The sequence below is a fragment of the Streptomyces sp. NPDC017890 genome (genome assembly GCF_044328675.1).
In the GTDB taxonomy this organism is placed as follows: Bacteria; Actinomycetota; Actinomycetes; order Streptomycetales; family Streptomycetaceae; genus Streptomyces.
On record NZ_JBIRHU010000003.1, the window covers coordinates 88780 to 108265 of the forward strand.

Here is a 19486-nt window from a genome sequence, read left to right on the forward strand (position 1 = left end):
GCGCGCGGGCGCGCGCCGGTGTGTTCGCGCGCCAGGATTCCCCCGTTGCCGCACATGGTCACCGGCCACCGCCGTACGGCGGTGGCCGGTGACACAGATCCTGCGGAGCCGTGGGGAGGGAGGGCCTGGCGCCATGGACCATGGCACCGAGCGGCACACACCTCCCGGCCGCCGGGCCGGACCCGGCGCCGTGCCCGCGGATCCCGTCGCCGGCCGTGTCCAGCCGGCCGTCGTCGTGGTCGACCGCGACGGACCGGCCGAGCTCGCGCCCGTCCTCCGCCACGGCCTGACTCCCGGCGCGGTCCCCGACGAGGCGGTACCCGAGTACCTCCGCGCGGCCGGCCTCCCCGCCCTGGCGAGCGGCGAACTCCCGCTGATCAGCACGGAGTGCACACCGGACGGCACACGGATCGAACTGCCGTCGAAGTGGGTGGTGGCGGGGCGGCACGAGTGCCGGGTGCACGAGGCGGTGACCAGCCATTGGTCTGGGCCGGTGAGAGTTTTCCACAGGCCTGGCTGCGGTTCGGCACGACCGCGTAACGTGGCGCAGCATGAAGATCCTCATCAGCGCCGACATGGAAGGCGCCACCGGTGTCACCTGGCCGGCCGACGTGCTGCCGGGGACGCCGCAGTGGGAGCGGTGCCGGTCGATGTTCACCTCGGACGTGAACGCCGCCGTGCTGGGTTTCCTCGACGGCGGTGCCGACGAGGTGCTCGTCAACGAGGCGCACTGGACCATGCGCAACCTGCTCCTGGAGCAGCTCGACGAGCGGACGCAGATGCTCACCGGCCGGCACAAGGCGCTGTCCATGGTGGAGGGCGTCCAGCACGGGGACGTGGACGGCATCGCGTTCATCGGGTACCACGCGGGCGCCGGCATGGAGGGCGTCCTCGCGCACACCTACCTCGCCAACCAGATCACCGGCGTGTGGCTGAACGACGTACGGGCGAGTGAGGGGCTGCTCAACGCGCACGTCGTCGCCGAGTACGGGGTGCCGGTGGTGCTGGTCACCGGGGACGACGTGGCGTGCGAGGACGCCCTCGGGTACGCGCCCGAGGCGCTGAAGGTCGCGGTCAAGGACCATGTGTCGCGGTACGCAGCCGTGTGCCGCACGCCGGCCAGGACCGCTGCCGACATCCGGGCGGCGGCCAAGGAGGCGGCGGCGCTCGCGGTGCGGCACGAGCCGGTGAGCGGCGGGCCGTTCACCGTCGCGGTGGAGTTCGACGCCGAGCACCTGGCGGCGGCCTCGACCGTCGTGCCGGGCGTGGCCCGCGTCGGGGAGCGGAAGGTGGCGTACACCCACGACACCATGTTCGAGGCGATCCGTACCTTCAAGGCGGTCACCACGATCGCCTCGGCCGCGGTGGAGGAGCAGTATGGCTGAGTGTCCCGGGGGCGTGGACGCGCGGGCGCTGGACGAGGTCGTGCGGTTCACCTCCGAGCTGATCCGGATCGACACGACGAACCGGGGCGGCGGCGACTGCCGGGAGCGCCCCGCCGCCGAGTACGCCGCCGCGCGGCTCGCGGAGGCCGGGATCGAACCCACGCTGCTGGAGCGGACCGAGGGACGCACCAACGTCGTCGCCCGGATCGAGGGCACCGACCCGTCGGCCGGTGCGCTGCTCGTGCACGGCCATCTCGACGTGGTGCCCGCCGAGGCCGCCGACTGGAGCGTGCACCCGTTCTCCGGGGAGATCCGCGACGGGGTCGTCTGGGGGCGCGGCGCCGTCGACATGAAGAACATGGACGCGATGATCCTGGCCGTCGTGCGCGACTGGTCCCGGCAGGGGGTACGACCCCGGCGCGACATCGTCATCGCGTTCACCGCGGACGAGGAGGCCAGCGCCGAGGACGGCTCCGGCTTCCTCGCCGACCGGCACGCCGCCCTGTTCGAGGGCTGCACCGAGGGCGTCAGCGAGTCCGGGGCGTTCACCTTCCACGACGGCTCCGGCCGCCAGTTCTACCCGATCGCCGCCGGAGAGCGCGGCACGGGCTGGCTCAAGCTCACCGCGCGGGGGCGGGCCGGCCACGGCTCCAAGGTGAACCGGGAGAACGCGGTCACCCGGCTCGCAGCGGCGATCACCCGCATCGGTGACCACGAATGGCCGCTGCGCCTGACCCCGACCGTGCGCGCGGCCCTGAGTGAACTCGCCGCCGTGTACGGCATCGAGACCGACCTGCGCGACGTCGACGCGCTGCTCGACAAGCTGGGGCCTGCCGCGGGGCTGGTCGAGTCCACCGTCCGCAACAGCAGCAACCCGACCATGCTGGACGCCGGTTACAAGGTCAACGTCATCCCCGGGGAGGCCGTCGCCTACGTCGACGGGCGCTTCCTGCACGGCTGCGAGGACGAGTTCCGCTCCACCCTCGACCGGCTCACCGGGCCGGACGTCGCCTGGGAGTTCGCCCACCGCGAGGTAGCCCTCCAGGCGCCGGTGGACTCGCCGACGTACGCCCGGATGCGCGCCGCCGTCGAGGAGTTCGCCCCGGAGGGGCACGTGGTGCCGTACTGCATGTCCGGCGGCACGGACGCCAAGCAGTTCTCGCGCCTCGGCATCACCGGCTACGGATTCGCGCCGCTCAAGCTGCCCGAGGGCTTCGACTACCAGGCCCTCTTCCACGGTGTCGACGAACGCGTCCCCGTCGAGGCGCTGCGCTTCGGCGTCCGCGTCCTCGACCGGTTCCTGCGCACGGCGTAGCGGACAGCGACACCCCGGGGCCCGCTCGAAGAGGATCTGGAGGAGAAGTGGGGAAGTCAGTGCCGACCCTGGCGTACGGATCGTGGCCCTCGCCCATCGACGCGGCCCTCGCCGCCGCGCACGACGGACGGCCCGACGACGTGGGCCTCGTCGGTGACGAGGTGTGGTGGACCGTGCCCCGGCCCGCCGAGGGCGGGCGGCGCACCCTGGTGCGGCGACTTCCCGACGGCACCGAGGAGCAGGTGCTGCCCGCGCCGTGGAACGTCCGCAGCCGCGTCATCGAGTACGGCGGCCGGCCCTGGGCGGCGCACATGACCGAGTCCGGGCCGCTGGTGGTCTTCGCGAACTTCGCCGATCAGCGGCTGTACGCCTACGAGCCGGGCGGCGGTGAACCGCGTCCGCTGACGCCCGTCTCGCCGAAGGGCGGCGGCTTGCGCTGGGCCGAGCCGGACGTGCGTGCCGAGCGTGGCGAGGTGTGGTGCGTCCTGGAGGAGTTCACCGGCGACGGGCCCGGCGACGTGCGCCGGGTCCTGGCGGCGGTGCCGCTGGACGGCTCGGCGGCCGGCGACCGGGACGCGGTCCGTGAACTCACCGACGACCGGCACCGCTTCGTCACCGGCCCTCGTCTCTCGCCCGACGGGCGGCGCGCGGCCTGGCTCGCCTGGGACCACCCGCGCATGCCCTGGGACGGCACCGAGCTGATCGTCGCCGAGGTCGGCCCCGAGGGCACGTTCCGTGACGCGCGGACGGTCGCCGGCGGCCCCGAGGAGTCGATCGCCCAGGCGGACTGGGCCCCCGACGGCGCCCTGCTGTACGCCTCCGACCGTACCGGCTGGTGGAACCTCTACCGCGACGGGCAGCCGCTGTGCGCCCGGGAGGAGGAGTTCGGCGGGCCGCTGTGGAAGCTCGGCCAGCGCTGGTTCGCGCCGCTGGACAGCGGGCTGATCGCCGTCGTGCACGGCCGTGGCGCCGCCGCCCTCGGCATACTCGACCCGGAGACCGGCGAGGTCGTCGACGCGGCGGGCCCCTGGACCGAGTTCGCGGCCACTCTCGCCGCCCACGGCGAGCGGGTCGTGGGCGTCGGCGCGAGCCCGCGCAGCGCCTACGAGGTGGTCGAGCTGGACGTCCGTACCGGCCGGGCCAGAGTCGTCGGCGCACCGCACGAAGACGCCGTGGACCCGGCGTACTACCCCGAACCGCGGATCCGCACCTTCACCGGACCCGCCGGGCGGGAGATCCACGCCCACATCTATCCGCCGCACAACCCCGGCTGCCCCGCACCGGACGGCGAGCTGCCGCCGTACGTCGTCTGGGCGCACGGGGGGCCCACCAGCCGGTCACCGCTCGTCCTCGACCTGGAGATCGCCTACTTCACCTCGCGCGGCATCGGCGTCGCGGAGGTCAACTACGGCGGCTCGACCGGGCACGGCCGGGAGTACCGCAACCGGCTGCGCGAGCAGTGGGGCATCGTCGACGTCGAGGACTGCGCGGCCGTCGCACTCGCCCTGGCGGACGAGGGCACCGCCGACCGGGAGCGGCTCGCCGTCCGCGGCGGCAGTGCCGGTGGCTGGACGGCCGCCGCCTCACTGACCACGACCGACGTCTACGCCTGCGGGACGGTCATCTATCCGATCCTCGACCTGACGGGCTGGGGTACGGGGGAGACCCACGACTTCGAGTCGCAGTACCTGGAGAGCCTCATCGGCCCCTACGCCGAGGTGCCCGCCCGGTACGTCGAGCGGTCGCCCGCCGAGCACGCCGACCGGGTCACCGCACCGTTCCTGCTGCTCCAGGGCCTGGACGACGTGATCTGCCCGCCCGTGCAGTGTGAGCGGTTCCTCGCCCGCACGGACGGCCGGGGGGTGCCGCACGCGTACCTCACCTTCGAGGGCGAGGGGCACGGATTCCGCCGGGCGGAGACAATGGTGCGTGCCCTGGAGGCCGAACTCTCCCTCTACGCCCAGGTCTTCGGCCTCACTCCGCGCGGCATCCCGACCCTGGAGCTGAGCAGGTGAGGGAGGGGAAGCTGAGCGAGCTGACCCGGCCCGCCCGGCTCGCCCCCGGCGCCCGGGTGGCCGTCGTCGCGCCCAGCGGCCCCGTGCCCGAGGAGCGGCTGCAGGCGGGCCTGGACGTGCTGCGGGGCTGGGACCTCGACCCCGTCGTGGCACCGCACGTCCTGGACCGCCACCAGGTCTTCGACTACCTCGCGGGCACGGACACCGACCGGGCCGCCGACCTGCAGGCCGCGTGGTGCGACCCGTCCGTGGACGCGGTGCTGTGCGCCCGCGGCGGGTACGGCGCCCAGCGCATGACCGACCTGCTCGACTGGGAGGCGATGCGCGCGGCCGGGCCGAAGGTGCTCGTCGGCTTCAGCGACATCACCGCGCTGCACGAGGCATTCGCCACCAGGCTGGGCCTGGTCACGCTGCACGGGCCGATGGCCGCGGGGATCGATTTCCTCAAGAACACGCGGGCGCAGGAGCACCTGAAGGCCACCCTGTTCGCCCCCGAGACGGTACGCGTGATCGCCTCCGGCGGCAGCACGCCGATGGTCCCCGGCCGGGCGCGCGGAGTCACCCTCGGCGGTTGCCTCGCCCTGCTCGCCGCCGAACTGGGCACCCCGCACGCCCGTCCCTCCGCGCGCGGCGGGCTGCTGTGCCTGGAGGACGTGGGCGAGGAGACGTACCGGCTGGACCGCTACCTCACCCAGCTGCTGCGCGCAGGCCTGCTCGACGGGGTCGGCGGCGTGCTGCTCGGCTCGTGGCACGAGTGCGAGCCCTACGAGCGGCTGCGGCCGATGCTGGCCGACCGGCTCGGCGGCCTCGGTGTGCCGGTCGTCGAGGACTTCGGCTTCGGACACGGCGAGGGGGCGCTGACCGTCCCGTTCGGTGTAATGGCGGAACTCGACGCGGAGGCGGGCACCTTGACGCTGGACGGGCCGGCGCTGCGCTGACCGGGCCCCGCTCCGCGCGCGGCGCCCCGGCGTCGTAGGCTGACGGAATGCCGCCTACACCGTCCCGCCTCCTCGCCGAGGGCCCCCGTGTGGTCGTACGGCACTTCACCTACGAGGACGGCGCGGAGTTCACCGCCCGGGCCCGTCAGAGCAAGGACCTGCACCACCCGTGGCTCTTCCCGCCGGACAGCGCCCGGGCGTACGACGCCTACGTGGCGCGGCTGATCGAGGACCCGGCCAAGGCCGGTTTCCTGGTGTGCGAGAAGGACGCGGGAGGGACGGACGGCGGCGGAGCGGGCTGGGGCGGTGCGGGCGGCGACGGGGCGGGCGGTGGTTCCATCGCCGGGTTCGTCAACATCAACAACATCGTCGAGGGTGGCTTCCGCAGCGGCGCGCTCGGCTACGGCGCCTTCGCGCACGCGGCAGGCCGCGGGCTGATGCGCGAGGGGCTGGGCCTCGTCGTGCGGTACGCCTTCGGTCCGATGCGCCTGCACCGGCTGGAGATCAACGTGCAGCCGGGCAACGCCGCCTCGATCGCGCTGGCCCGCGCCTGCGGCTTCCACCTGGAGGGCTTCTCGCCGAGGATGCTCTACATCGACGGGGCCTGGCGCGACCACCAGCGCTGGGCGATCACCGCCGAGACCGTGACTTCCGGTTGATCTTCATCGTGTCCAGGTCCGTCACCGTCGACCGCAGCTCACGGAACCCGTAGCCGAGCCCGCGCAGCGTCGTCTCCGCCCGGTCCTCGGCGGTCTCGTCCTCGAAGCAGATGTGGGCGCCCAGGTGGGCCGCGGTTCTTTTACCCTGTGGCCACACCTCCGTCTTCCGCACATCGATGGCCTCCTCATCGCGCTCCAGGGCCCGCCGCACGGGGGCCTGGGGGGGCTTGCCCTCGTGTCAGGGCCGCCCGGCCTCCGCCAGGACCGTGAGGACCCTGCGCGTCTTGCTCTCCGGGAGGTCCGCGATGACGACCCCGCGCTCCTTCACCGTCTCCTCCAGCCTCCGCTGCTTGCGCTCGGCCCGCGCCTTCAACTCCTCGGCGCTCTCTCCCTCCTTGGGATTCACCCTGAGCGAGACCTCCAGGAACTCCAGGCCGGCGACCCTCCATGCCTCCAGATCGACCTTCAGGTCGTCGAGCTCGACGTCGTCGGCCTTCGTGGAGAGGATCGGACCGAGCGCGACCAGCCCGTCGAGCCGGATGTCGGGTGCGCAGACATCCAGGAACTGGTCCTGCACCGCGTCGATCCGCGCTGCGGGATCGCCTCCGGGCTGGACCGCGCCCAACAGCGCGCCCTGGGGATGGTCGTGGACCAGCGAGGCGGCCAGCACCCGGCGGTCCGCCGACCAGTCCTCCTCTATCCGGTACGTGAACGGTGTGGCGTCGAAGGGGTCCTCGAAGCGGCCGATCAACTGCTCCCGGGTGGACGGCCGCAACTTCACGGTCAAGTCGTCCGGACCGCTGCCGATCCTGAACCGTGTGATCACACCCCCGTCCAGCAGGGGCACCCGGCCCTCGGCGACACCGGCCCGGTCCTCGGCGAACCAGATCCGGCGCGTCATCAGCGCACCGCCCGTCCCGCGGAGGGCCGAGAACGCCGCTGCGACGTCGCCTTCGACATTGACCTTGATCTCGATCGGCAGCAGGTCCATGACAGCGCTCCCGCTCGCTTCCCAATGGGGCCATTCCATGGTATGCACACCGCCCTGCGAGCCGCAGCGCGACTCCCGAGCAGCGTGTGCCTGTTCAACTACCGTCGCCATGCCTACCGGTTGCAGGCCCATGTCCGCAGGTGTGTTCTGGAATCGCGGGAGTCGACAGCCCGTACCCGAAGCCCCGCACCGGAAGGAACTTCCCAAAGCACGTCCTGGGACATCTCCAGGACATCGCTGATCAGGGCGAGCAGTTCGCACTCGTCGTTCGCGACCCGGCGGGACAGCAGGCGCTTGCCCTCCGCATTGATCACCACCGCGTGGTGATGCGTCCTGCTTCGATCCCGCAGACGACCTCGCCGACGTTGTCCTGCAGCAGCGACCGGAGTCGCATCTCCCGATTGGCGGTCGAGTCGTCGCGGGGCTCCGAGCGGCCAAGTTCCTTGAGCCATCGAGCGGTCTCACTCATGACAGCCATACCCAGAGCCCCTGGGCCCTCCGATCTTTCTAACCACCAGATCAGACCCACGTGAAAGGTAGGACCTCCTCATGATGAGCACACGCCGTCCGGCGGGAGCACTCGCCGCTGTACTGATCACAGCGGCGGCCACCTCGGTCCTCTCCACCCCCGCGCATTCCGCGCCGCCGGAGGCGACGTCGAAGCCTCCGGCGCGAGCGCCGGTGACGTGCTTCGCCACCACGTGTGACGGCCTCGATCCCCTCGCGACCCATTGCGTCGACGACGCCGTGACGATCGACGACGCCACGGTCGACGGTCGCATCATCCGCCTGCGGTACAGCGCGGAGTGCAGGGCCGCCTGGGCACAGCTCTGGTTCGGGAAGCCGGGCGACAAGGCGTGGGTGCGGGCCGAGGACGACGACGGCAACACCGTCGCCAAACGGATCATCACGGTCAGGCCGGGGGACGAGAACAGCGTGTACACGCTGATGGTGAACGACAAGGACCTCAGGGCCCACGCGTGCGCGGAACTGCCTCCCGACTCCAACACCGCGTGCACGTTCTACTACTGACGCCGAATGCTGGAATCAGGAGACGTGAGCAGATCAACGCACGCCGTCGGCGCCATCACCGCCTCGGCCTCCTGAGGCCGGGCACAGAGTTGTGACGCGGGTGCGAGGACCGCGAGCGAAGAGCCGCGACGTCGACTCCTGAACCCCGAATCCATGAGCCTGGACCCCATAGGTTCCTCCGGCACGCACGGAGGTGCCGGAACGTCGCTCCGGACGGAACGCGATCATGCAACGGCCCCTGCCCAGGTACCCCGGACGATCACCCGGTAGGTGTGCTGCTCGCTCACGTGCCACTCCCTCGTATCCGCGTCGGCCCCCCGGCCCTGTGCCGGCTCCCCGGCTCTGTGCCGGTCGTCCGACACCCTGTGCCGCCGCCCGACCCTGCGCCCAGGGAATCAAACGTGAGGGACGTCGCGCCAACGTGTCCGACGGCGCCCCTGTTCACGGCACCGGCGAGCGGCTTCCATGGGGAACCATGACGACGATCCGACGTGAGGTACTGACCCTGCCCGCCGCGCCGCTGGGACCGGACAACCCCCTGCCGCCGCTGCGCCCCCTGGACGAGGCCCACCGTATCGACGAACGGGACTTGGCCGGCCTGCCGCGCGACATGGCCCGCCAGGTCGGCTACGAGCCACTGCGCAGCCTGCTGCCCGTACGGGTCAGGGACGGCTACGGACGGTCCCGCGAGACACGGGAGTTCGACGCCCTCGTCATCGAGAACGACCGGCTGCGGGCCACCGTCCTGCCCGGCCTCGGCGGCCGTATCGCCTCGCTCCACCACAAGCCGACGGACCGCGAACTCCTCTACGTCAACCCCGTGTTCCAGACCGCCGACTTCGCCCTCAACGGCGCCTGGTTCTCCGGCGGCGTCGAATGGAACATCGGCGCCACCGGCCACACCACCCTGTCCTGTTCGCCCGTGCACGCCGCCCGCGTGCCCGCCCCCGACGGCGGGGAGATGCTGCGTCTGTGGGAGTGGGAGCGGCTGCGCGACCTGCCCTTCCAGGTCGACCTGTGGCTGCCGGAGGGCTCGGACTTCCTCCACGTCGGCGTCCGGATCCGCAACCCGCACGAGCGCCCGGTGCCGACCTACTGGTGGTCCAACATCGCCGTGCCCCAGGAGCGACGCGTCCTCGCCCCGGCCGACGAGGCCTGGCTCTTCGGCTACGAGCGGCGGCTGCGCCGCGTGCCCGTCCCGTCGTACGACGGGATTGACCGGACGTACCCGCTGAACAGCACGTACGCCGCCGACTACTTCTACGAGGTGCCCGACGACCGGCGCCGCTGGATCGCCGCACTCGACGAACACGGGCACGGGCTCGTGCAGACGTCGACCGACGTGCTGCGCGGCCGCAAGCTGTTCGTGTGGGGCACGGGTCCCGGCGGGCGGCGCTGGCAGGAGTGGCTCACGGAGCCCGGCACCGGCGGCTACTGCGAGATCCAGGCCGGGCTCGCCCGCACACAGCTGGAACACGTCAAGCTGGAGGCGGAGAGCGAGGTGTCCTGGCTGGAGGCGTACGGGCCGCTCGACGCGACACCCGGGGGCGAGTGGCACACCGTACTGCGCGGGGCCGAGGAGCGACTGGAGACGGTCCTGCCGCGTGCCGACGTCGACGCGGCATACGCGGCATGGCGGCCGTACGCCGACGCCGAGCCCGGGGAACGCCTCGCCACCGGGTCGGGCTGGGGCGCGCTCGAAGTGCTGCGCGCGGGCTGGAAGCTGCCCGGCACGCCCTTCGAGGAGCACACCCTCGGCGTCGAGCAGCGGCCCTGGCTGCACCTGCTGCGCGCCGGGTCCCTGCCCGATCCCGGACGCCACGAGCCGCCCGGGGGCACGCTGGTCGCCCGGCCCTGGCGGGACATGCTGGAGACCACGGCCGCCACGCCGACCGCCGAGTACCACCTCGGCATCGCACAGTGGCACGGCGACGACCGGGCGCAGGCGGTGCGCAGTTGGGAACGCGGCCTGAAGACCGCCGCCGCCGGCTGGCCGCTGCTGCGCTGCCTCGCCGTCGCCGACCGGGAGGACGGCCACCACGAGCGGGCCGCCGACCGGTACGCCGACGCCTTCGACGACCTGTGCGGGCAACGGGCGGGGGAGCGGGCGGAGACGGGCGTCCGCGACGGCGACGAGGAGTGGACGGCCGTCGCGGCGGCGCTCGGCCGCGAGGCGATCGAGGCGCTGCTCGCCGTCGGGAGGACGGCGGACGCCCGTGCCGTGTGGGAGCGGCTGAGCCCCGAGACACGCGCCCGTGGCCGGTTCCGGCTCACCGAGGCGGAGCTGCTGGCGGCCGAGGGCCGGCCCGAGGAGGCGCGGGCCGTCTTCGCCGAGGGCCTCGAGGTGGCCGATCTGCGGGAGGGCGCGGAGGACATCGGCCGGCTCTGGGCCCGGCTCGGCGGTGAACCGCTCCCGGCCCGGTACGACTTCCGGATGCGGCCGGACGGGGGGTGAGCCCGCCCGGCCCGCCCCTACGCCTGCCGGTCCACGTACTCGTAGATCGTCCCGTCCGGGTGCCGGGCGATCAGGTTGCGGCCGGCGGGCGTCGGGACCGGTCCGGCGATGACGTCCGCGCCCAGCGAGGTCAGGACACGGTGGGTCTCCTCGACGTCGGTCACGGCGACCGTCGCGGTGATCTTGCGCAACACCTCGAGCTGGGACTCGGGCCCGCTCATCAGCAGGAAGCAGCCGACCGCGGCGGCTTCGACACCGCCGCGTTCGAAGCGGTGGGCCCGACCGCCCGCCAGACCTTCGTAGAAGGGGATCGCCTTGTCCAGGTCGTCGACGTAGATGCGCAATGTGGCTCCCAGAATGTCCATACGGAGGAGCCTAGTTGGCGGCGGTCGGGTCGCGGCCACGGTCCGGCCATGGAAGGCCCGGCTGCGGGTACCCGCAACCCATGGACCGCATGGATCACTTGGAACACCTGGACAAGCACCTGGTCGACGAACTGGCGCAGGTGGCACGCGAGACCGTGCGCGACGAGCTGCGTGAGCAGACGCGGAAGCAGCGCCGCAAGGCCACGCTGTACGCCGCGTCCGGTGCCGCCGCCCTGTACGCGGGCGCCGCCCTCGCGCTCACCGTGGGCCTGGCCCTCGCCATCGGCCTGCCGGACTGGGCCGCCGCGCTGATCACGGCCGTCCTCCTGGGCGTGGTGGCGTACCTGTTGCGCGGTGCGGCCCGGCCGCACGCGTCCCGGCCGGGGGCCGCCCACCAGCACACCATCGGCGGTGACGCGCCGGGTGTGCCGCCGAGCGGACTCGGCATGCCGTACCCGCCCATGCCGCCGGTCGCGCCCGGCGGCATGGGCGGTGCGACCGGCGCCCCGGGTGCGGGCACGCCCGCACCGGGCGGCACCGGACCGGCGGCGCCGCGCCAGGACGACATCGACCCCGAGGCCCCGCACGGTCGCGGCTGACCGGCCGCGGCCAGAGCCGCGCCCCCCGGACGCGTGTCCGGGGGGCGCGGCCGCGGGGCGGGTCGCGTGCGTCAGGCGCCCTGCTGGAGCCGCGGAAGCACCTTGGTGCGATAGAAGTCGAAGAAGCCGCGCAGGTCGGGGCCGATCTGGTTGACGTAGACGCGGTCGAAGCCGGCGTCGGCGAACTGCTTCAGCTCCGCGACGTGTTCGTCCACGTCGTCGCCGCACACCCGGTTGTCCCGGACCATGTCCTCGGTGACCAGGGTCTGCGCCTGCTCGAAGTGCTTGGGCGAGGGCAGCACCTGGCCCAGCTCGCCCGGCAACTGCTCGTTGGCCCACAGCCGGTGCACGGTCCGTACCGCCTCGTCCCGGTCGGTGTCGTAGCAGACCTTCGTGCCTCCGCTGACCGGTTTGCCGCCGCCCCCGCCCTTGCGGTACTGCTCCACCATCGAGGTGTCCGGCATCATCGTGATGTAGCCGTCGCCCACGCGGGAGGCCAGCTTGGTCGCCGCCGGGCCGAAGCCGGAGATGTCGATCGGGACGGGCTCGTCGGGGACCGTGTAGAGGCGTGCGTTCTCCACCGTGTAGTGCGTGCCGTGGTGGTTGACCTCCTCGCCGGTGAACAGCCGGCGCATGATCAGGATGGCCTCCTCCAGCATCTCCAGGCGTACGTGCGCGGCCGGCCAGGCATCGCCGAGGATGTGCTCGTTGAGCGCCTCGCCGGTGCCGACGCCGAGCCGGAAGCGGCCCTGCGTCATCACCGCGCTGGTCGCCGCGGCCTGCGCCACGACCGCCGGGTGGATACGCATGGTCGGGCAGGTCACGGCCGTCTCGACGGGCAGGGACACCGCGTCGGACAGCGCGCCGATCACCGACCACACGAACGGGCTCTGGCCCTGCTCGCCGTTCCAGGGGTGGTAGTGGTCCGAGATCCACAGTGCCTGGAAGCCGGCCTGCTCGGCCATCCGCGCCTGTTCGATCAGCTCCGCGGGACCGTACTGCTCGCAGGAGAGGAAATAGCCGTACTCGGGCATGGGTGCGCCTCCGGGACATGGAGCGGGTGGGTCCCGGCCCGGGTACCCGGGCGTGCGGCCGGAAACCAGCGGTACGGCCGCGTTACGGCGCTCTACCGGGGTCCGGTACGGCGCGCTCCACAGCGGTCCGGTACGGCGCTGTACCGGGGTCCCGTACGGGCCCGGCGGACGTTTGGGTGGCCTGGCCAGGGGGACGCGGAAGGCTCACGAGGTACGCGACAGCCCGGAGGCGAACCGTGAGCCGACCCCGCATCGTGATCGTCGGTGCCGGCTTCGCCGGGTACCGGACGGCCCGCACCCTGTCCCGGCTCACCCGGCACCAGGCCGACATCACCCTGCTCAACCCGACCGACTACTTCCTCTACCTGCCGCTGCTGCCCCAGGTCGCCGCCGGAATCCTGGAACCGCGCCGGGTCAGCGTGTCCCTCTCGGGCACCCTGCCGCGCGTCCGGCTGGTGCTCGGCGAAGCCGATGGCATCGACCTCGACGGACACACCGTGCACTACACCGGCCCGGAGGGCGACGAGGGCACCCTGTCCTTCGACCGGCTGGTGCTCGCCGCGGGCAGCGTCAACAAGCTGCTGCCCATCCCCGGCGTCGCCGAGCACGCCCACGGCTTCCGCGGCCTGCCGGAGGCGCTCTATCTGCGCGACCACGTGACCCGGCAGGTGGAACTGGCCGCCGCGACCGACGACCGCGCGGAGTGCGCCGCACGGTGCACCTTCGTCGTGGTCGGGGCGGGATACACCGGTACGGAGGTCGCCGCGCACGGCCAGATGTACACCGACGCGCAGGTCCGCAAGCACCCGATGCGCACCCGCATGCGGCCCCGCTGGATGCTGCTGGACGTGGCGCCCCGGGTACTGCCCGAGATGGACGAACGGCTCTCCCGCACCGCCGACCGGGTACTGCGGCAGCGGGGCGTCGACGTGCGGATGGGGACCTCCGTGAAGGAGGCCACGCACGACGGGGTCCTGCTGACCGACGGCACGAGTGTCGGCACGCGCACCCTGGTGTGGTGCGTGGGCGTGCGGCCCGACCCCCTGGTGGAGTCCCTCGGGCTGCCCATGGAACGCGGCCGGCTCCTCGTCGACCCGCACCTCCAGGTGCCGGGGCGGCCCGAACTGTTCGCGTGCGGTGACGTGGCCGCGGTGCCCGACCTGAACCAGCCCGGCAAGTACACGCCGATGACCGCGCAGCACGCCTGGCGGCACGGCAGGGTCTGCGCCCAGAACGTCGCGGCGTCGCTCGGCATCGGCGGTGAGCGGCGGGTCTACCGCCACCGTGACATGGGGTTCGTCGTGGACCTGGGCGGCGCCAAGGCCGCCGCCAACCCGCTCGGCCTGCCGATGTCCGGCCCGGCGGCGGGCGCGGTCACCCGCGGTTACCACCTCGCGGCGATGCCGGGCAACCGCGTGCGGGTCGCCGCGGACTGGCTGCTCGACGCGGTACTGCCCCGCCAGGCCGTCCAGTTGGGTCTCGTCCGGTCCTGGTCCGTTCCCCTGGAGTCGGCGTCGCCGGAGGTGGCGCGGGTGCCGGGGAAGGCGGGGACGCGGAAGAAGGAGGGGGCGGCGCCCGGTGACGGACACGGGCCGGGGCGCGGAGACGGCCCCCGGCCTGCGGACGGCCACGGTAGCCCCGGCGTCGAACCCGCCAAGAACCAGCCGGGTGGCGAGCCCGCCAAGAACCAGCCGGGTGGCGAGCCGGCGAAGGGCGGGCCGGGCGATGCGCCCGCCAAGAACCAGCCCGGTGGTGCGTCCGCGAAGGGCCGCGCGGGCGGTGGCCCGGCGAAGGGCCGGACCGCTGAACCCGGCAGCTCCGGGACCCCCGGCAGGTCCCGCCCCGCCGGTGCGCCCGCCAAGCCGCCGTCCACCGCGGCACCCGCCGAGCCGCCGTCCGCCAATGCGCCCGCCGAACCGCGTCGGCCGGGCGCGGCGCCCGGCAGACCCCGGCACGGCGCCGGTGCGGCGCCCACCCCCGCCCGTTCCGCCGGCGCCCCCGCCGACCCCGGCCCCGAACCCCCGGCGGACCAGCCGCCCCCCGGACCCGACATCGCCCCCGGCCCCGTCAGGCGAACCGACGGCCGTGCCGTGGAAGGAGACTCATGAACACCGGTGAACTCGTCGACCTCGGACAGCAACTGCGCGTCGACAGCGTACGGACGTCCGCCGCCGCGGGCTCCGGACACCCGACGTCCTCGATGTCCGCGGCGGACCTGATGGCCGTACTCCTCGCCAACCACCTCCGCTACGACTTCGAGCGCCCCGCCCACCCCGGCAACGACCGCTTCGTCCTCTCCAAGGGACACGCCTCACCCCTGCTCTACTCCGCCTACAAGGCGGCCGGCGCCATCGACGACGAGGAACTGCTCACCTTCCGCAAGCTGGGCAGCCGCTTGGAGGGACACCCCACCCCGCAGCGGCTGCCGTGGGTCGAGACGGCCACCGGTTCGCTCGGCCAGGGACTCCCCGTGGGCGTCGGCATAGCGCTGTCCGGCAAGCGGCTGGACCACGCCGACTACCGCGTGTGGGTGCTGTGCGGTGACAGTGAGATGGCCGAGGGGTCGGTGTGGGAGGCCGCCGAGCACGCCGGGTACGAGCACCTCGACAACCTGACCGTGATCGTCGACGTCAACCGGCTCGGCCAGCGCGGCCAGACCCGGCACGGCCACGACCTCGACGCTTACGCGCGCCGCTTCCGGGCCTTCGACTGGCACACCGTCGAGATCGACGGCCACGACGTGGACGCCATCGACCGCGCCTACGGCGAGGCCCTGTCGACCCGGGGCCAGCCCACCGCGATCATCGCCCGCACCCTCAAGGGCAAGGGGGTGAAGGCGGTGGAGGACCGCGAGGGTCAGCACGGCAAGCCGCTGCCGGAGGCCGAGGAGGCCATCGCCGAACTCGGCGGCCCGCGCGACCTCCGGGTCCGGGTGCAGGAACCGCCGTCCGCACGGGCACTGCACTCGGCCGGCACCGGACAGACCGAGCTGCCCCGCTACGGCGAGGGCGACGAGGTCGCCACCCGCAACGCCTTCGGAGAGGCACTCGCCGCACTCGGCACCGCCCGCGGCGACGTCGTCGCCCTCGACGGCGAGGTCGGCGACTCCACGCGCGCCGAGTTCTTCGCCAAGGAACACCCCGAGCGCTACTTCGAGTGCTACATCGCCGAGCAGCAGATGGTCGCCACCGCGGTGGGGATGGCGGCGCGCGGCTGGGTGCCGTTCGCCACCACGTTCGCCGCCTTCCTGACCCGCGCCCACGACTTCGTGCGCATGGCCTCGATCAGCGGCTCCGGCATCAACCTCGTCGGCTCCCACGCGGGCGTCGCCATCGGCCAGGACGGGCCCAGCCAGATGGGCCTGGAGGACCTGGCGATGATGCGGGCCATCCACGGCTCGACCGTGCTGTACCCGTGCGACGCCAACCAGACCGCCCGCCTCGTCGCCGAGATGGCCGGCCTGGAGGGCATCCGCTACCTGCGCACCTCGCGCGGCGAGAGCAAGGTGATCTACGGTCCCGACGAGGAGTTCCCCGTCGGCGGCAGCAAGGTGCTGCGCTCCTCCGACCGTGACCGGCTGACCGTCGTCGCGGCCGGCGTCACCGTGCACGAGGCGCTCGCCGCGGCCGACGCCCTCGGCCAGGACGGCATCCCGGTCCGGGTGATCGACCTGTACTCGGTCAAGCCCGTAGACCGGGCCGCCCTGCGCGAGGCCGCCGAGGACACCGAATGCCTGCTGACCGTGGAGGACCACCGTCAGGAGGGCGGTATCGGCGACGCCGTCCTCGACGCGTTCTGCGACGGCCGGCCCGTGCCCCGTCTGGTCCGGCTCGCCGTCGGGACGATGCCGGGCTCCGCGACCCCGGCCGAGGAGCTGCGCGCCGCGGGGATCGACGCCGAGTCCGTCGAGGCGGCCGTACGGATGCTGGTGGAGCAGGCGATCATCCCGTGAGCGGTGACGCCGTACGGACCGTCCGGGCCGGCCGGCGCACGGTGGAGGTCCATCGGCCGGACAAAGTGCTGTTCCCCGAGGACCCCAGGGGCGACGGCGGCGCGAAGGAGGAGTACACCAAGGGCGACCTCGTCGACTACTACCGTGCCGTCGCCCCTTTCATGCTGCCCCACCTGCGGGGCCGCCCGCTGATGCTGGAGCGGCACCCGGACGGCGTCGACGGACCGCGGTTCATGCAGAAGAACACCCCGGCGCACTATCCGGACTGGATCAGCCGCGTCGAGGTGGCCAAGGAGGGCGGCACCGTCCGCCACACCGTCTGCGACGACGGCGCGACCCTCCTCTACCTCGCCGACCAGGCCGCCCTCACCCTGCACCGCTGGCTGTCCCGGGAGGGGCAGGTCGACCGGCCGGACCGGATGGTCTTCGACCTCGACCCGGCCGGTGACGACTTCGAGGCGGCACGGGAGGCGGCCCGGCTGCTGGGCGAGCTGCTCGACGAGCTGAAACTGCCCTCGGCGCTCATGACCACCGGGTCCCGGGGACTGCACGTGGTCGTACCGCTGACCGACCATCAGGACTTCGAAGACGTACGGGAGTTCGCCCGGACCGTCGCCGATGTCCTGGCGGCGTCTCACCCCGACCGGCTCACCACCGCCGCCCGCAAGAAGGACCGGGGCGACCGGCTCTACCTCGACATCCAGCGCAACGCCTACGCGCAGACCGCTGTGGCCCCCTTCACCGTCCGCGCCCGGCCCGGCGCACCCGTGGCCGTCCCCATCTCCTGGGACCAGCTGGACGACCCCGCCCTGCACGCCCGCCGCTGGACCATCGCGGACGCCGTCGACCAGGCGCGCACCCGGCCCTGGGCCGGGATCATGAGCCGCCCCCGGGCCCTGGGCCCCGCCCGCCGGCGGTTGAACGCCCTGCGCGGCTGATCCTGCCCGGGCAGGCGCGGGGGCGTGGGCGGGTGGCACATGCATACGCCCGTAAAGGTTTGGCGAACACACTTGCGGCCACACGGAGGGGGAGGTGGCCATGTCGAACACGAACAACACGTCCGAATCGCAAGGATCACAAGGATCGCAACAAAGTTCACAGCAGTCACAGAAAACACAGAAGGCCCAGCAGTCACAGGAGTCGCGACGGCCGCGGCCGATGGAAGTTCTGCGCGAGGCGCGAGCCCAGCTCGCGGAGCTCACCGGCATGACCGCGGAGTCCGTGTCGTCCTTCGAGCAGACGGAGGAGGGCTGGTCGCTCGAGGTGGAGGTTCTCGAGCTCGAGCGGGTGCCCGAAACGATGAGCCTGATGGCGAGCTACCAGGTGGAGCTCGACGCAGAGGGGCAGCTCACGGGCTACCGGCGCGTCAGGCGCTACGAGCGCGGCCGGGCCGACGCGCGCGGCGGCCGCTAGGCCGCCCGGCCGCACCGACCGAACGCGCCACACCCGCAGACACCACCCACAGCCGGCGCACCCACAGCCGGCGCACCCCACAGAACACCGCACCCACAGACAAGATGGAGGAACAGCAGGCATGACTGTCGTACCGGCACAACAGACCGGAGGCGGAGGCGGCAGCAGCGGCCTCTACGACGTGCTTGAGCTTGTTCTGGACAGGGGGCTCGTCATCGACGCATTCGTGCGCGTCTCCCTGGTCGGCATCGAGATCCTGAAGATCGACGTACGCGTCGTCGTCGCCAGCGTGGACACCTATCTGCGCTTCGCCGAGGCATGCAACCGGCTCGACCTGGAGGCCGGGCCGCGCAAGAACCCGGGCCTGCCCGACCTGGTCGGTGAGATGACCGAGTCCGGCGCCCGCGGCAAGTCCAAGGGGGCGCTGTCCGGCGCCGCCGAAACCATCTCCGACGCGTTCAAGCAGGCCCGGGACGAAGGCGGCTCCGAGCGCGAGACCGCATCGCGTCCGCGCGCCCGCAAGGCCGCGCCCTCGCGCCGTAAGGAGGAGCAGGAGTGAGCACGTACGTCTACGGCATCACCGCCGGCTCGCACCCCTCGCTCCCCGAGGGCATCAGTGGCGTCGGCGACCCGCCGCGCGAGGTGCGGATCCTGAAGGAGGGCGAGCTGGCGGCCGTCGTCAGCGACGCGCCCGAGGGGCTGCGCCCCAAGCGCAGGGAACTGCTCGCCCACCAGAACGTACTGAGCGAGGTCGGCGCGGACGGGTGTGTGCTGCCCATGCGCTTCGGCAGCGTCGCCCCGGACGACAAGGCGGTCACCGGGGTGCTCGCCGAGCGGGCCGAACACTACAGGGAGCGCCTGGAGGCGCTGGACGGCCGGGTCGAGTACAACATCAAGGCCAACCACGTCGAAGAGGCCGTCCTGCACCACGTCATGGCGGAGAACCCGGAGATCCGCGCCCTCGCGGAGTCCAACCGGCAGTCGGGCGGAGGAAGTTACGAGAGCAAGATCCAGCTCGGCGAGATGGTCGCGGCCGCGGTCAAGGGCAAGGAGGCCGAGGACGCCACCACGCTGGAGCGCGCCCTGGAGCCGGCTGCCGACGCCGTGAGCGTGGGTCCCGAGTCCACCGGCTGGCTGGCGAACGTGTCGTTCCTGGTGAACCGGGAGTCGGCCGAGGAGTTCCTGGCCGCCGTCGAGCGGGCCCGCGGCCGGATGCCGCACCTGGAAGTGCGTGTGAACGGTCCGCTGCCGCCGTACAGCTTCGTCGAGCCCGGCCCCGCCGAGCCCGCGGGCACGGCGGCCGGCGGGATGGACGCCGGAACGGGATGAGGAC

The 19486-nt window shown here is 72.8% G+C and carries 19 protein-coding genes and 2 pseudogenes; 15 read left to right on the forward strand and 6 right to left on the reverse strand.

Features of this window, described 5'->3' with window-relative positions; all coding sequences use genetic code 11:
- Nucleotides 1–253: 253 nt before the first annotated feature.
- The 6 genes and pseudogenes from ACH4F2_RS05300 to ACH4F2_RS05325 form a co-directional block, all read left to right on the forward strand.
- Nucleotides 254–445 (forward strand): annotated as a pseudogene (locus ACH4F2_RS05300) (SAM-dependent methyltransferase); the annotation flags it as partial.
- A 106-nt stretch (nucleotides 446–551) separates the two neighbouring features.
- Complete coding sequence (locus ACH4F2_RS05305) at nucleotides 552–1385, forward strand: M55 family metallopeptidase (RefSeq protein ID WP_398131337.1); 834 nt, start codon at nucleotides 552–554, stop codon at nucleotides 1383–1385.
- Complete coding sequence (locus tag ACH4F2_RS05310) at nucleotides 1378–2700, forward strand: M20/M25/M40 family metallo-hydrolase (RefSeq protein ID WP_398131338.1); 1323 nt, start codon at nucleotides 1378–1380, stop codon at nucleotides 2698–2700. Before ACH4F2_RS05305 ends, ACH4F2_RS05310 begins: the two co-directional genes overlap by 8 nt.
- Nucleotides 2701–2747: 47 nt before the next feature.
- Nucleotides 2748–4715 (forward strand): prolyl oligopeptidase family serine peptidase, encoded by a 1968-nt coding sequence (locus ACH4F2_RS05315; protein WP_398131339.1) that lies wholly within the window; start codon nucleotides 2748–2750, stop codon nucleotides 4713–4715.
- Nucleotides 4716–4726: 11 nt separating this feature from the next.
- Entirely contained in the window at nucleotides 4727–5653 is a 927-nt protein-coding gene (locus ACH4F2_RS05320; RefSeq protein ID WP_398131584.1) for an LD-carboxypeptidase, read from the forward strand.
- A gap of 47 nt (nucleotides 5654–5700) precedes the next feature.
- Nucleotides 5701–6312 (forward strand): GNAT family N-acetyltransferase, encoded by a 612-nt coding sequence (locus ACH4F2_RS05325; protein WP_398131340.1) that lies wholly within the window; start codon nucleotides 5701–5703, stop codon nucleotides 6310–6312.
- Here the strand turns inward: ACH4F2_RS05325 and ACH4F2_RS05330 are convergent.
- From ACH4F2_RS05330 to ACH4F2_RS05345, 4 genes and pseudogenes are all read right to left on the reverse strand, one after another.
- Nucleotides 6284–6403: pseudogene (locus ACH4F2_RS05330) on the reverse strand (DUF6204 family protein); the annotation flags it as partial. The gene ACH4F2_RS05325 and the pseudogene ACH4F2_RS05330 sit on opposite strands and share 29 nt — an antisense overlap.
- Before the next feature lie 147 nt (nucleotides 6404–6550).
- Entirely contained in the window at nucleotides 6551–7303 is a 753-nt protein-coding gene (locus ACH4F2_RS05335; protein WP_398131341.1) for a hypothetical protein, read from the reverse strand.
- Nucleotides 7304–7416: 113 nt separating this feature from the next.
- Complete coding sequence (locus ACH4F2_RS05340) at nucleotides 7417–7620, reverse strand: hypothetical protein (RefSeq protein WP_398131342.1); 204 nt, start codon at nucleotides 7618–7620, stop codon at nucleotides 7417–7419.
- Nucleotides 7614–7781, reverse strand: coding sequence for a hypothetical protein (locus ACH4F2_RS05345; protein WP_398131343.1), 168 nt, complete (start codon nucleotides 7779–7781; stop codon nucleotides 7614–7616). Before ACH4F2_RS05345 ends, ACH4F2_RS05340 begins: the two co-directional genes overlap by 7 nt.
- Nucleotides 7782–7852: 71 nt before the next feature.
- On the opposite strand from ACH4F2_RS05345, the gene ACH4F2_RS05350 reads away from it, so the two are divergent.
- Entirely contained in the window at nucleotides 7853–8335 is a 483-nt protein-coding gene (locus ACH4F2_RS05350) for a YjfA family protein (RefSeq protein WP_398131344.1), read from the forward strand.
- A 475-nt stretch (nucleotides 8336–8810) separates the two neighbouring features.
- Nucleotides 8811–10790, forward strand: a complete 1980-nt coding sequence (locus ACH4F2_RS05355) for a DUF5107 domain-containing protein (protein ID WP_398131345.1) — start codon at nucleotides 8811–8813, stop codon at nucleotides 10788–10790.
- Between the two features lie 17 nt (nucleotides 10791–10807).
- On the opposite strand, the gene ACH4F2_RS05360 is transcribed toward ACH4F2_RS05355, so the two are convergent.
- Nucleotides 10808–11155 carry a VOC family protein gene (locus ACH4F2_RS05360; RefSeq protein WP_398131346.1) on the reverse strand — a complete coding sequence of 116 codons (348 nt, stop codon included), beginning with the start codon at nucleotides 11153–11155 and terminating at the stop codon, nucleotides 10808–10810.
- Nucleotides 11156–11235: 80 nt separating this feature from the next.
- Here ACH4F2_RS05360 and ACH4F2_RS05365 point away from each other — a divergent pair, with 80 nt between their 5' ends.
- Entirely contained in the window at nucleotides 11236–11754 is a 519-nt protein-coding gene (locus tag ACH4F2_RS05365) for a phage holin family protein (protein WP_398131347.1), read from the forward strand.
- 71 nt (nucleotides 11755–11825) lie between these two features.
- On the opposite strand, the gene ACH4F2_RS05370 is transcribed toward ACH4F2_RS05365, so the two are convergent.
- Nucleotides 11826–12788: an LLM class F420-dependent oxidoreductase gene (locus ACH4F2_RS05370; protein ID WP_398131348.1), complete on the reverse strand. Its 963-nt coding sequence runs from the start codon at nucleotides 12786–12788 to the stop codon at nucleotides 11826–11828.
- A gap of 236 nt (nucleotides 12789–13024) precedes the next feature.
- On the opposite strand from ACH4F2_RS05370, the gene ACH4F2_RS05375 reads away from it, so the two are divergent.
- From ACH4F2_RS05375 to ACH4F2_RS05400, 6 genes are all read left to right on the forward strand, one after another.
- Entirely contained in the window at nucleotides 13025–14896 is a 1872-nt protein-coding gene (locus tag ACH4F2_RS05375) for an FAD-dependent oxidoreductase (protein WP_398131349.1), read from the forward strand.
- Nucleotides 14893–16740 (forward strand): transketolase, encoded by a 1848-nt coding sequence (locus ACH4F2_RS05380; RefSeq protein WP_398131350.1) that lies wholly within the window; start codon nucleotides 14893–14895, stop codon nucleotides 16738–16740. Before ACH4F2_RS05375 ends, ACH4F2_RS05380 begins: the two co-directional genes overlap by 4 nt.
- On the forward strand, nucleotides 16737–17678 hold the full coding sequence (gene ligD / locus ACH4F2_RS05385; protein ID WP_398131351.1) for a non-homologous end-joining DNA ligase: 942 nt from the start codon (nucleotides 16737–16739) through the stop codon (nucleotides 17676–17678). The genes ACH4F2_RS05380 and ligD overlap by 4 nt, the downstream gene beginning before the upstream one ends.
- Nucleotides 17679–17778: 100 nt before the next feature.
- Nucleotides 17779–18153, forward strand: a complete 375-nt coding sequence (locus tag ACH4F2_RS05390) for a gas vesicle protein (RefSeq protein ID WP_398131352.1) — start codon at nucleotides 17779–17781, stop codon at nucleotides 18151–18153.
- Between the two features lie 121 nt (nucleotides 18154–18274).
- A complete protein-coding gene (locus ACH4F2_RS05395; protein WP_398131353.1) occupies nucleotides 18275–18712 on the forward strand; it encodes a gas vesicle structural protein GvpA in 438 nt (145 codons plus the stop codon).
- On the forward strand, nucleotides 18709–19482 hold the full coding sequence (locus ACH4F2_RS05400) for a GvpL/GvpF family gas vesicle protein (RefSeq protein WP_398131354.1): 774 nt from the start codon (nucleotides 18709–18711) through the stop codon (nucleotides 19480–19482). The genes ACH4F2_RS05395 and ACH4F2_RS05400 overlap by 4 nt, the downstream gene beginning before the upstream one ends.
- Nucleotides 19483–19486 lie beyond the last annotated feature (4 nt).